9 protein-coding genes and 1 pseudogene are annotated in these 13228 nt (G+C 67.1%); 9 read left to right on the top strand and 1 reads right to left on the bottom strand.

Annotated features, from left to right (window positions below; genetic code table 11):
- Genes AWB78_RS35065 through AWB78_RS35105 form a run of 9 tightly spaced genes read left to right on the top strand, consistent with a single transcriptional unit; the run spans window position 1 to window position 12661 of the window.
- On the top strand, window positions 1-297 hold the full coding sequence (locus AWB78_RS35065; RefSeq protein WP_062611211.1) for a hypothetical protein: 297 nt from the start codon (window positions 1-3) through the stop codon (window positions 295-297).
- The gene (locus AWB78_RS35070; protein WP_062611213.1) at window positions 294-1439 is read left to right on the top strand and encodes a hypothetical protein; all 1146 of its coding nucleotides are present in this window, start codon (window positions 294-296) and stop codon (window positions 1437-1439) included. The genes AWB78_RS35065 and AWB78_RS35070 overlap by 4 nt, the downstream gene beginning before the upstream one ends.
- Window positions 1436-1930, top strand: coding sequence for a phage baseplate assembly protein V (locus tag AWB78_RS35075; protein ID WP_062611216.1), 495 nt, complete (start codon window positions 1436-1438; stop codon window positions 1928-1930). Before AWB78_RS35070 ends, AWB78_RS35075 begins: the two co-directional genes overlap by 4 nt.
- Window positions 1930-2238 (top strand): hypothetical protein, encoded by a 309-nt coding sequence (locus AWB78_RS35080; protein WP_062611218.1) that lies wholly within the window; start codon window positions 1930-1932, stop codon window positions 2236-2238. Before AWB78_RS35075 ends, AWB78_RS35080 begins: the two co-directional genes overlap by 1 nt.
- Complete coding sequence (locus tag AWB78_RS35085; protein WP_062611219.1) at window positions 2235-2594, top strand: GPW/gp25 family protein; 360 nt, start codon at window positions 2235-2237, stop codon at window positions 2592-2594. Before AWB78_RS35080 ends, AWB78_RS35085 begins: the two co-directional genes overlap by 4 nt.
- Window positions 2591-5083, top strand: coding sequence for a baseplate J/gp47 family protein (locus AWB78_RS35090; protein WP_062611221.1), 2493 nt, complete (start codon window positions 2591-2593; stop codon window positions 5081-5083). The genes AWB78_RS35085 and AWB78_RS35090 overlap by 4 nt, the downstream gene beginning before the upstream one ends.
- Window positions 5080-7656 carry a baseplate J/gp47 family protein gene (locus AWB78_RS35095; RefSeq protein ID WP_062611223.1) on the top strand — a complete coding sequence of 859 codons (2577 nt, stop codon included), beginning with the start codon at window positions 5080-5082 and terminating at the stop codon, window positions 7654-7656. Before AWB78_RS35090 ends, AWB78_RS35095 begins: the two co-directional genes overlap by 4 nt.
- The gene (locus tag AWB78_RS35100; RefSeq protein WP_062611225.1) at window positions 7653-9779 is read left to right on the top strand and encodes a hypothetical protein; all 2127 of its coding nucleotides are present in this window, start codon (window positions 7653-7655) and stop codon (window positions 9777-9779) included. Before AWB78_RS35095 ends, AWB78_RS35100 begins: the two co-directional genes overlap by 4 nt.
- A gap of 11 nt (window positions 9780-9790) precedes the next feature.
- Entirely contained in the window at window positions 9791-12661 is a 2871-nt protein-coding gene (locus AWB78_RS35105) for a hypothetical protein (RefSeq protein ID WP_062611227.1), read from the top strand.
- A 372-nt stretch (window positions 12662-13033) separates the two neighbouring features.
- Here the strand turns inward: AWB78_RS35105 and AWB78_RS48700 are convergent.
- A pseudogene (locus AWB78_RS48700) lies at window positions 13034-13228 on the bottom strand (hypothetical protein); the annotation flags it as partial.

The raw sequence follows: 13228 nt of genomic DNA on the forward strand, positions 1-13228 counted from the left end.
ATGAACGATCCCGATGGCCGTTATGCAAGCCTGTCGATCCGCCAGCGGCCCTGCGCGGACGGCAAGCCCGTGAGCTATCTCGCGCGCCGTTTGCTGCCCGATCCGGAGCGCCTGACCGTGCTCGCCTACGTGCCGACTCAGGCGGGCGACCGGCTCGACGTGTTCGCCGCCCGCGTACTGGGCGACGGCGATCAGTGGTGGCGCGTGGCCGACGCGCACCTCCTGATCCACCCCGAGGACCTCGAAGAGCCCGTGGGCCGCCGCCTTACCGTGCCGCTGCCGGAGATAGGCAAATGAGTCTACTCGGCGTTTACATGACCGTGCTGGCCGGACGCGGGGTGCTGCTGCCGCTGCCCGAAGCGGCGCTGCGCGCGATCGACACGGTCGAGATCACTCAGGGCACCGAGAGCCGCTCCGGCCTGCAGGCACAGTTCAAGGCCGGACGCGGGACCAGCCTTGCCGACATCGACGATTACCCAATCATGAAGCAGCCGGGCCTCAAGGTCGGCGCTCGCTTCGTACTGGTGCTGACCATGGGCTTGATTCCCAAAGTACTGTTCGACGGCATCGTGACCCAGGCCCAGCTCAATCCGGGGCAGGGGCGCGGCGACGGCACGCTGGCGGTGACGGCCGAGGATCTGCGTTTCAAGATGGACCAGCAGGAGCGCGACGAGAGCTATCCCGGATTGCCGCCCGCCGCCATTGCCGCGCTCATCATGGCGCGCTATGCCGAATACGGCCTCGTGCCGACGGTGATCCCGCCGCCGACGGCGGAAGCGCCGCTGCCGATGGACCGGGTGACGACGCAGTCGGGCACCGATCTCGACTTCCTCGAAAGCCTCGCCGGGCAGGCGGGCTATGTGTTCACCGTGATCCCAGGCCCGTTTCCTGGCACCAGCACCGGCTACTTCGGCCCGCAGCCGCGCATCGGCGTGCCGCAACGGGCTCTGACGGTGAACATGGGGGCGGACAGCAACGTGGCGCAGATCGATTTCCAGTACAACGCCGCCGAGGCCCACGCGGTCTCGGGCGAGGTTCAGGACCGCACGACCAACCAGTCGGTCCCAGTGCGCTCGGCGCCCGCCTCGCTGCGCCCGCCGCTCGCAACTGAGCCGGCGCTTGCCAATAGCGACGTGGCGGGCAGCCGCATCTACAGGCCGTCCGGAGCGGTTTCAGCGGCAGGCGCCCAGGCCGAGGCGCAAGCGCAGTCGGAGCGCTCGACCGATGTGTTGACGGCGCAGGGGGAGGTTGTGAGCGCCAAGTACGGGCGCGTGCTGGAGCCGCGCCAGCTCGTCGGCCTGCGTGGCGCGGGCCGGGCACACGACGGGTTCTGGTTTGTCGAGGAAGTCAAGCACGTCCTCAAACGCGGTGACTACCGCCAGCAGTTCAAGCTCACGCGGGAGGGGACCGGGACGACGACCCCGGTGGTGATCCCATGAGCAACGCCACCTTCTATGGTATCTACCGCGGCACAGTGCTGTCGAACCTCGACCCGCTGACGCTCGCGCGGTTGCAGGTCAACGTGCCAGAGGTGCCCGGCGCTTCCGACCAGTCCTGGGCCAAGCCTTGCGTCGCCTTCGCGGCTTCGGACAAGGGGCCTTTCGCGTTGCCGCCGGTCGGGGCCAACGTCTGGGTCATGTTCGAGAAAGGCAACCCAGCCGACCCGGTGTGGATGGGTGGCTTCTGGGACCAGTCCAGCCGGCCGCCAGCCACTCCGGCGGTGGAAACGATGAAGGTGTTCAAGACCGACGGACTGACAGTGACGCTCACCGACCAGCCCGGCGCGGCGATGCTGGAGATCGAGCTTTCCTCCGGGCCCAAGCTCAGCCTCGGGCCTGCAGGCATCACCATCGACGGCGGCAAGGGCGCAAAGATCGAACTGCAGGGCATCAAGGTCAGCGTCAACAGCGGCGCGCTGGAGGTCATGTGATGGGCGCTCCGCTCGTGACCTCGGCCACCACCGTAATGTGCGGCCACGCCGGCAGCGCCACGCATACGCCCTCGCAAACGCGCGTGCTTGTCGGCGGCAGCCCGGTTGCGGTGACGAGCGATCAGCACATGATCGGCGGCTGCTCGCTATCTGGCAGTTCGGGTCCATTCTGCACCGTCCTGGCGTGGACGATGCCGGCAATGCGGGTGACCGCTGTCGGCGCCTCGGTGCTGATTCAGAGTTCGATGCCCATGGGCGTTGGGCCAGGCATGGTCGTCTCGGGCCAGACGCGGGTGAGCGCCACATGAGTTGGATGGCCTTCCCCTTCGCCCCGCGCCACGGTCGCACGCTCACGCGCGATGACGACGGGCACGTGCGCGACATGCTCGAACTCGTGCTCTTCACCGCACCCGGCGAGCGGGTGAACCAGCCCGACTTCGGTTGCGGCCTCAACCGCCTGCTCTTTGCAGGCGCCGCGCCGGAGTTGGCGGGTGCGCTGGACATGAGCATGCGCGGCGCGATCCAGCGCTGGCTGGGCGACGTTCTCGCGATCCAGGAACTGTCGGTCGAGGTCTCCGAGTCCACTGTCACGCTTGAGCTGACCTATTCGCTGCGGGCCAGCGGCAAGAACGGCTCGGCGCGCTTCGAAAGGAGGCTGACATGAACGCACTGAGTCCCGACGCGCGGCTTGACCGCGTCAACCTGCTGCGCCGTGCGGCCGCCATCGGCGGCCCCCAAATCAACGGCATCGTCGGCCTCGAGGTTGTTAAGCGCGGCGACGACCTGTTCCTCGACCTCGAATGCGCGTTTCCGCCCGCACCCAGCGACGTGTCCGCGGCGAACATCGTCATTACAGGCGGCGTGCGCCGCCCGCGCATCGCGGTGAGCGGAATCCAGGCCGACGGCAGCGTCCTCCACGTTCAGGTCGAGCGGCGCGGAGACTTCTCCAACTACACCTTGCGCATCGTCCGCAACGGTGCGCCGCTGCCCGGCTTCGACCCGCTGCTCTCGGAGATCGTCTTCGGCTTTCGCCGTGAATGTGAGGTCGGGTTCGACTGTCAGCGCGAGCCCGTCGCCTCGCTCGATCCGCTGCCCGCGGCTCCGATCGATTACGTTGCGCGCGACTATCAGGGATTTCGCCGGCTCATGCTCGATCGGCTCGCGGTGCTCATGCCCGGCTGGAAGGAGCCGGGCGCAGCGTCCGTCGAAGTCACGCTGGTCGAGATGCTGGCACACGCGGCGGACCGCCTTGCCTATGCACAGGACGCGGTCGCGACTGAGAGCTACCTCGATACCGCGCGCCTGCGCGCTTCGGCCAAACGGCACGCGAAGCTGGTCGACTATGCGATGCACGACGGCTGCAACGCGCGCACCTTCGTCCATATCCGCATGCGTGAACCTTTCGCGGGCGAGCGCGCGGTGACGGCGACCGTTCGCGCGGGCGCCCGGTTCATGACCCGCACCGAAGGCGTCGCCGCGGCCGGGACCGAAACGCCGGAGGTGCAGCAGGCGCGGCTTGACGGCGCGAAGTTCTTCGAGGCGATGGCCGACTGCGTGCTCTCCTCGGTGCGCAACCGCATTGTCATCCACGACTACCTGGGAGCGCTGACCGGCCTTGCGAAAGGTGCGACCGCCATGGCGGTTGCCGACCCGGGCCGCGCACTGGCGCTGGCGGCGGGCGACCTGCTTCTGATCGAACAGGTTGCCGAACCCGCGACGGGCGATGCCGTTCCGGATTTCGAGCGCCGCCATGTCGTGCGCCTGGCCGAAGTTGTCGAGGGGGTGGACCCCGTGGGCCAGCTCGACGCGGGTGGCGATCCGGTGCCGCTCGAACTGCTGCACCTCAGCTGGTCGACGGCAGATGCGCTGCCCGCGGATTTTGCGCTCGCGCGCGTCACCACCAATGACACGATCGACGGGATCGCGCCCGCGCCGAACCAGCCCACGCTGGTGGCGCGCGGCAACTTGGTACCGGCCGATCACGGTGAGAGCGTGGGCCAGGAGACCGTTCTGCCGGTGCTCAAGCCCGGCCGCCGACGTGTTGTTATTCCGCTGCCGGACTGTTCGGTGACGCAGGCGATCCCGTTTGATGCCGCTGACACGGCAAGCGAACTCCTGCGCCCGAATCCGGCGCTAACGCGCCCGGCGATCACCGCAAGCCAGACCGGCGGCGACGGCTCACTGGTTCACTGGCAAGTTGTGCCCGACCTGTTCGCCAGCGATTCGGTGCAGACGCACCTCGTGCTCGATGTCGAGACCGACGCTCCCTCTGTGCTGCGCAGCGGCGATGGCATGGCCGGGCGGCTGCCCGAAAGCGACATGCCGATGGCCGTGCGCTACCGCGTTGGCAACGGCACCGAGGGCGACGTCGGGGCCGAGGCCCTTGCGCATTTGCTGACAGACGGAAACATCACTCGCGACGAGACGTTCCTGGTCTTCGAAGGCCAGCCCAGCGACATCGAGGCGATCCGGAATCCGCTGGCAGCCAGCGGGATCGCACCCGAGACGATTGCTGACGTGCGCCTGCGCGCGCCGATCATGTTCAATGAGCAACGCCGTGCCGTCACCGGCGCAGACTACGCAAAGGTCCTCGAGACCCACCCGAAGGTCGCCGCCGCCCGCGCGGTCGAGCGTTGGACGGGATCGTGGCGTGCGATTGTTTTGTTGGTCGATGTCGATGGTGGCGCGCCGCTCGATGCCGATCTCGAAGCGAGCTTTCGCAATCATCTCGAGCCGTATCGACTCGCCGGCCATGCGCTCGAATTCCGCGAGCCGGTACTGGTCCCGCTCGAACTCGCGATGCGCGTCTGCGTCCTGCCGGACGTGCCACGCGCCGATGTCGAGGAACGGCTGCTGCAACTCTTTAGCGGCGCGGTGCTGCCCGACGGCACGCTCGGCCTCTTTCACCCCAACCGCTTCAGCTTCGGCGAACCGATCCGGCTCTCGCGCCTCATTGCCGCTGCGCAATGCGTGGGCGGCGTGCGCCACGTCGAGATCATCGGCCTCACGCGCCAGGGCAGGGGCGCGGGTGCTGGCGATGTGCTGGAGACCGGGACCATGGCATTCGGCGCGTACGAGATCCCGATCCTCGCCAACGACCCAAACTATCCCGATCGCGGCAAGGTGTCGCTGAACATGGAGGGGGGGCAATGAGCCGCGATGTCACGCTGAAGCCAGGCATGCTGCCGGCCAACTTGCCGGGCCTCCCGCAGATCGCCTATCGCAGCGGCAGCTACGGCATCTTCCTCGAAGGCATGCGTCAGTCGGTCGGGTGCGAGCGGCACTACCTCGTCGATCTCAACACGCGGGCGAGCGACGATCCCGCGATAGCCCTGCTCGATGCCTGGGCGGTCGCGGGCGACGTGTTGTCTTTCTACGCCGAGCGCATCGCCAATGAGGTCTACCTCGGCACCGCGCTCGAACGCGGCTCGATCCGCGCGCTTGCCCGCCTGCTCGACTACGAGTTGCGGCCGGGCAAGGCCGCGGAAACCTGGATAGCCTTCACGCTGGAAGACGCGCCCGGCGCGCCCGACGCCGTGCCGATCCCGCAAGGCGTGCGTATCAATTCGATCCCGGGCCCTGGCGAGCAGATGATTGCCTTCGAGACGGTCGAGGCGATGGAGGCGCATCCCTGGCTTAACGCCATGCGTCCGCAAACCACGCGCATGCAAAGCGTCGACGACGTCGAGGCGGCGAAGAGCGTGCTGGTGCAGGGATTGCTCTCCGACGTGCGCAAGGGCGATTGGCTGCTGGTCGTGCACGGTTCGGACCAAAACCTGAAGCGGGTCGAGACGGTAGACCCAGACAATGCTGCAAAGACCACTCGGATCGACCACGAGACGCAGCCTACGTTCTTCCCGGTCGTGCTGCTTGCACAAGCGCTGCTGCCGCCGAACGCTTTCGTCGCAAATCCCTTCGGCATCAGCCGGCCATTCTTCCAGAGCGAGATCGACAAGGTGTTGCGTCCGCAGCGCGCCTTCGAGGCAAGCCTGGCGCAGCGCCGGGTGACTCCCAAGCTTTTGCGTCAGCACCTGTTCGAGCGCACGCCTGCGCCACTGCCCGGCAAAGACGGCGTTTACCGCTTTCGCGCGCGCGCGGCGATCTTCGGACACAATACGCCGGCGGCCGACGACGGCGCCTCGCAGATCCCAGATATTTCCCATGCTACGGCGTCGCTTTCGATGATGACGCTCGACCAGGAATATGCCGAACTGCGGCCCGGCACCTACATCGCCTTCGTCAACGGCGGCATGGTCCATGTGGCCGAAGTGCGCTCGGTGCGGACCCTGACCGCGCAGCGCGGCCGGCTGACTTCGCGCACCAGTCGCGTCGGCTTCTTCCCGGCACTGTCTTCGGGCTGGAATTCCGTCTCGACGGCCGAGGTCGTGGTGCTGCTGGATACAGAACGCCTGCCGCTCGCCCGCCTGCCGGTAACCGCGGTGGTGGAAGGCGCCTCGCTTCTGCTCGATGCCTATTACCCCGAGCTCACCGAAGGGCGGCCGGTTGCAGTCTCCGGCGAACGCGAGGACCTGACCGGCATCGAGCAAATCAGCGTCCACACCATCGCTACAATCACGCTCGAGGACGGGCTGACCCGGATTGATCTCAAAAGCGCGCTGCCTTGGGCGCTGAAGCGCGGCACCGTACGGATCAACGCCAATCTCGCCAAGGCGACCCACGGCGAGCGCGGTGGGCAGCCCATCGGCCACGGCGATGCATCGAAACCGGGCCAGCGCTTTCGCCTGCCGGTGATTCCGCTCACCCATCTGGCGGCTCAGACGCTGACCGGAGTCGCACCCGTGCTCGACGTCGTCATCGACGGTGTGCGATGGATGGGGGTGGGTTCGCTGCGTGAGGCGGGGCCGCTCGATCGCGTCTACAGTCTGTCATATCAGGAGGACGGCTCGGTCGACGTGTGCACTGGCGACGGTCTCAACGGCCGCCGCGTGCCGACCGGCGTCAACAACGTCGTTGCCTCGTGGCGCAAGGGACTCGGTTCGGCGGGCATGGTGCGCGCGGGCCAGCTCTCGCTGCTGGCCGACAAGCCGCAAGGTGTGCGCTCGGCGGCCAATCCGCTCGCGCCCGAAGGCGCGGTCGACGGTCAGTGCGCCGACGATGCCCGCAAGGCAGCACCACTTTCGGTGCTCACGCTGGGGCGCATCGTCGCGCTGCGCGACTACGCCGATTTCGCCGCGAGCTTTGCGGGCATCGCTAAGGCCCATGCCGCGTGGATCTGGAGCGGTTCCAGCCGCGCCGTGTTCCTCACTGTCGCGGGCGTCAGCGGCGCGCCTGTGCCGGAAGGCGATCTCGTGAAGCTGCGTAACCTCATCGGCGGGATTTCCGATCCCGCGACCGGCCTGACGATCGCCCATTTCCGGCCCACGTGGTTCCGCCTCGAAGCGGGCATCGCATTGGTGCCGGGCTACTTCCCCGATGCCGTATTCCCGCGCGTCGAACAGGTACTGCGTGACCGTTTCGGCTTTGCCGCGCGCGCGCTCGGCCAGCCGGTGGCGAAGTCCGAGGTGATCTCGGCGATGCAGGCGGTCGATGGCGTCGACTGGATCGACGTGGATGCCTTTTATCGCGGCGACACGCCCGCCAACCGTGACTTGCTCGCCGCTGCCATGCCGAAAGACGGCCGCCGCGTCGCGCGGCTTGGCCTACCAGAAGGGGCCGAACTGCTGGCGCTCGATCCCGCCCCGCTCAACTTCAGGACCATCACATGACGACCGCAGAGCGCCTCCTCGACCTCCTGCCCGAGGTCTTCCGTACTCGCGACGCTACCGCCGCCGCCGAGATCGCCGCGCGGCTGGGCTTTCCCGTGCCCGCGCTCGACGGCACGCCGGAGGGGCCACTCACCAGCCTGCTGGCGATAATGGGGCAGACCTTCGACATGCTCGAGGCCGAGGTCGACAATCTGTACGACGACCTCTTCATCGAAACCTGTGCGTCATGGCTGGTCCCATATATCGGCGAGCTCGTCGGCGCGCGCATCGTCGATGCCGGCGACCTGGAATCGGCGCGCCGGCAGGTTGCCGGCACTATCGCGGCGCGGCGCGCCAAGGGAACGGCCCGCGCGCTGGCACTGCGCAGCGGCGCGATCATGACTGCCCCGACCGAGGCGGTGGAGTACTTCCGGCACGTCGTCACCACGCTTCACCTCGATTATCCCGAGGACAACCGGCCGATGTCCGCGGCGCTCAACGGGCGTGCGGGGCGGCGTGCGCAGTTGCCCGATTTCATCGGCCAACATACGGTCGAACTGCGCGAGATGAGCGAAGGCGGGCGCTTCGCCGTGCCCAACATTGGCGTGCGCACCTGGACCACACGATCCTTTCCGCACGCAAAGACGACGCCGCGCCCGGTGCTCTCGGTGGGGCCGGGGCATTTCAGCTTCTCGCCCACGGGCGCGGACACAACGCTCTGGCTCTGGCGCGCGGGGCTGGGCGACCCGACCGAGGCGACGCGCCTCGGCCTCGACGAGATGCCGACGCCGATCCCGTTGATCGACGCAGTCGATCATCCGGACGCCTACTATGATGATGGTCCGGACGAGGACAAGAGCGTCGCCGTGCATATCGACGGCGTGCTTCAGCGGCTAGACGCGATCTGTTTCTGCGATTTGTCCGACGCACCCGGCGGTGGTTGGAACCGGCACGGCGACTTAGCCGCGAGGGAGCGCATCCACATCGATCCGATGCGCGGCCGCCTGCGGCTTCCCGACGCGAAGATTGCAACGCCCGCGGAGCAGATCCGGCTCAAGTATCACTACGGCGCGGCAGTAACGACGGGCGGGGGAGGCTATGCAAGTCCGGCACCGTTCGAGACCGATGTCCCCGAGTTGCCCGGTCCCGATCCGGTGCCCGTAACCGTGCCCTCCGCCACGACGCGCGATGCCGTCGCCGCCGCGCTTGCGGCTGCGCTGGACAGCGCGGCGGGGCGGTGCGAGATACGCATCGACGATGGCGGAATCACGGAGCTCCCGGCCGCCACCGCGCTGCCTGGCGATGCGCAATTGCGCCTCTGTGCCGACACCTGCACCTGGCCGACGCTGGTCGCGTCCGCTGCGGGCTGGCAGGTGACCGGTGGCAGTGGCTCGATCCTCGTCCTGCGCGGTCTCAGACTCATTGGCGGGCCGCTGGTGATCGACACCGAGGGGCTGGAGAAACTGCGGCTGATTGACTGCACGCTGCTGCCCGGCCTTCTGCTTTCGGCGCAGGGCCAGCCGATGCATCCGGGCGACGCCACGCTGGTGCTACGTCAGGCGGGCATCGAGGTCGAGGCGACACGCTGCACGATCGGACGCGTCGTCATGGAGGAAACCGCGCAGCTGACGCTGGTCGATTGCCTGATCGATGCGGCCGCACCCGGCGCATTTGCGCTTTCCGGCCCGGCGGACTCGGCAGGCGGCATCCTAACCGCGGACCGCTCGACGCTGATCGGCCGCGTGTTCCTGCGCGCGATCGGCGAGGTATCCGACTGCCTCTTCGCCCGCCGCCCCGATTCGCCCGATGACGTCACCGTTAGGGTCGCCCACGTGCAGGAAGGATGCGCGCGCTACTCTGCCTTTCCTGAAGGTGCGGTGGTGCCCGGGCGCTACCACTGTTACCCGGTCCATGCGACGGACGCCGCACGGAGTCCCGAGTTTGCCGCTGTGTCGCCCGCCGAGGCGGGCTACGGCCGCCTGCTGCCTTCGAGCCCGCCGGAGATCCTCGCGGGCGCGCAAGGCGGCCGCGAGATGGGCGTCACTAATGCGACGAGCTGGACCCGCAAGCGCATGCTGCTGGCCCGTGATCTGCCGGACTGGACGCCGTTCGCGATGCAGACCGGCATCGAATTGATGAACTGAGGAGGGAATCAATGCGAGGCGATTTCACGCGGGATACGCGGGAGCGGGCGGGTCGGCTCTCGACGCGCGCAATCCTGCTGCAGCAGGGCCGCCAGTTGCTCGATGCGGATTGGAACGCGCAGGCCGGACTGAGCGCAGCACGCGCGGAGAAGACGATGGTCGACACCGTCGGCTGCCAGGGGGCACCGCGCGAAGATGCGGGATTCCAGATCGGTGGTGGCAGCGGCGAACTGACGATCGGCGCGGGCAGCCTCTACGTCGAGGGCCTGCGCTGTCACAACCCGGCACCGGTGGGCTATATCGCGCAAGTAGAGCGCGGCATCCTGCCCGAGCTCGCGGTCGCGCTGCCCGACGGGGGGGAGGGCCTCGTCTATATCGAGGCCGGCACACGCCCGGCTATGGAGGTTGACGATGCGCTGCTGCCCGAGCCGGGTCTGGGAGGGGCGGATACCGTGGTGCAGGAAATTGTCGGCTGGACGGTGCGAGTCGTTCCGCTGACGGGCATCGGCATGAGCCGCGACGCACTCATCACCGCGATCGAGCGCAACCATCCGGTCAGCGTTGTCCCTTGGGGCAGGACCACCGGCGGCCTCAGCGCCGATGTCCAGACCGAGGCCGAAGCGACCGATCCCAGCCCCTGCGAAATGCCTGCGACTGCGGGCTACCGCGACCAGCTCAATCGGCTGTTCCGCATCGAGATACACCAGTCCGGCGTACCCAGCAGTGCCACGTTCAAATGGTCAGAGGATAGCGGTGTCGAGGCGGGGCTGCGAAGAGAGGGGGAGGCGGGCTTTGCCATCGACTTGCCCCTCCAGCGCGCCGCCGAACTATTCCCGGCCGGCGCCTTCGTCGAGGTGGTGAGCAGAGACCGACAGCGCGCCGGCATGCCGGGTCCGGTCGGTCGCGTCACCAGTAAACCGGGCGCGGCTCTCGCCATCGACGGAGAGGCGGGAAGCGTTTTAAGCCTCGCGGTGCGCTTACGGCGGTGGGCGGGGTTGCCACAGGTAATTCCGGCGGGCAGCGCATGGGTGGCACTGTCGCGCGGCGTCAAGGTCCGCTTTGCGCCGGGTCACTACCAGCGCGGCGCAGGGTGGGCAGTGCCTGCGCGTACCCGCACCGGTGACATCCTCTGGCCACCTTACCATACACCCGATGTGACCGTGGCTCTGGCTGGCGAGGGCAATGTCGGCTTTTACGCGCCGGGTGATGGCCAGCGCCGCTATGCTGTGCTGGCGCTCGTCCGTCGCAGCGGCATGGCCTTTTCGGTTACGCGAGACCTGCGCCAAGTCTTTGCGCCACTCAATGACCTTACCGCCGACCTTGTCCGCTACGATCCATCGCGCACCGACCTCGCCGCCACCGACGTGCAGGCAGCGATCACCGAGCTCGCCGACCGGAAGGGTGGCCACTGCGCGCTCAGTGCGCAGCCGGGTAATGGTTGGGAACAGGTATTCACCCGCATTCCTCAGGGTGCCAGCGCGACGATCTGCCTGCCGGTCGGCAACTTCCCGTTGAGCGCGCCGGTCGAAGTTCGCGGCAAGGGCCACGTTCGCGTGATCGGCTCTGGGCCGGGCAGCAAGGTCTGGTGCTATGGCGCCACTACCGCGCTGCGCTTCCGCGACTGCCGCTCTGTCGAGGTCGCCAATCTCACTATCGCGGCCGAGAACCGTTCTCCGTGGAAGCCTCGCGTAGGGACCATGACGACGGGTGCGCTCGACATCGCACAGTGCGGTTCGGTGCGGGTCGGGCGCGCGACGCTGATCTCCGGCGGTACGCGTTGGCGGCAGGCGGCGTGCTTGCGCATCGATGCAGGCGCCGGTGCGCACCGGGGTGGCGGCGACGTGGTCGTCACCGATTGCGACATCGTCGCGGGAGACCTTGCCTGCGGAATGCTGGTGCTCAACGCGGTGACCGCCCGCATTAGCGACAACCGTATTCGCCCACGCGGGGAGTCGACAGGCCGTACCGTGCAGCGCTGGATCGACGATCCGATGGCCTCGGCCTCGATGGGACGGTTGCTGTTCTCGTATTCAAGGGACGACCGCGAACTGGTATGGCCGCACACGCGCGCGCAAGGCCTATTCCGCCTGCAAACTATCGTACTGGGCGACCGGAAGATGACGATCTCTTTCCTTACACTCGCCAGCATCTCAAGCTCGGTGTGGGAGGCGTTCGCGCGCGCCTACGCCGCCCGATCCGATCGGCAGGCGAATTCGCGCGAAGTGCGCCTAGACGTGCGCGAGCTGATGGGAAACCTCTGGGCCAGACGCGGTCGGATCGTCTCGAATGGCGTCGGTTTCGACGGCTTTGAGCCGACGTACGCCGCATTCAGCCAGGTCATTAGTCCGGTGATCGATGCCGGCATCGTCGTTGCTGGCGCTTCGGCGGGCGACATCGCGGTCAGCGGCAACGCCATCGACGGGGCGCTGCAGGGCGTGCGCGTGGCGATCAGCAACGGCACGTCGCGTCGGCTGCCAATGCGTTCGGTAAGGGTGGAGCGCAACACCATCCGGCTCGCGGTGGTGCCGCTCGACAGGCCACGTCACGGCATCTACCTCGGCAATGCCGAGCGCGCTTGGGTCGTCGACAACGACATTTCCACCGAAACCGCCGACCGCCCGGGCGAGCGCGCCACGCGCGCCACGTCGTTGCGGCTAGACCGGCTGTTTTCCGAAGGCATCCGTGTGTATGGCCGGCTCGGGCTGATGCTACAGATACGCGGCAATGTCGTGCAGGGCTGCAGCGACGGGATCGCTGTTCGGTCCGACACGACCCCGTCGCAGCGGCTGCACTTGCTCGACGGCAACATGATCGCCAGCGCCGCGACCCCGTGGCCCTTCCCCAGAAGGGAGATCCGGGTAGTAAACAACACGCCGGATTAAAAGACAGTCAGGCAAGTTGAGCGTGCGAATGGCTTGACGTGCAAAACAATGTGTGCCAGTCTACTATCGCTCCCGAAAGAATGGTTTCAAACAACATTGCGATTTAGGTGTTCTGTCGGGCCCTGTCCGACTCATGTGCGCTTGAAGCGTTATGTAGGTGAAGGTCGAAACCCGGTCTAGCAAAGGGGCGGGGTAGCTCCGCCCCACGCTTTTTTGAGTTAGAAGATTCTCTTTATTCCTGTGTCCTGCTAGGCGGCGACTGGCAGCTGAATCGGCGACTATTCCGTAGCGCCCCCCGAAGCAGATCCAAGGAAGCCTTCTACCTTGAGGCGACCCGACAGCGGCAGCCTATACCTTTCCCGTTGGCGCCACTTAGCGACAAGCGAAAGGACGCGGCAACGACGCGCGCTTCCTGTAGGCGTTCTCCTGTTCATCCCGCCCGAGGTGACCATTATTTGAATATTCCACGGCACCCATTGGCGGGCTGGTGTGCCTATTCCACGCAAAACGAACACCCAATCCACACCAAATCGAACGCTGATTCCACGGCAAAGCGAACACGAATTC

Source organism: Caballeronia calidae, from assembly GCF_900044055.2.
In the GTDB taxonomy this organism is placed as follows: Bacteria; Pseudomonadota; Gammaproteobacteria; order Burkholderiales; family Burkholderiaceae; genus Caballeronia; species Caballeronia calidae.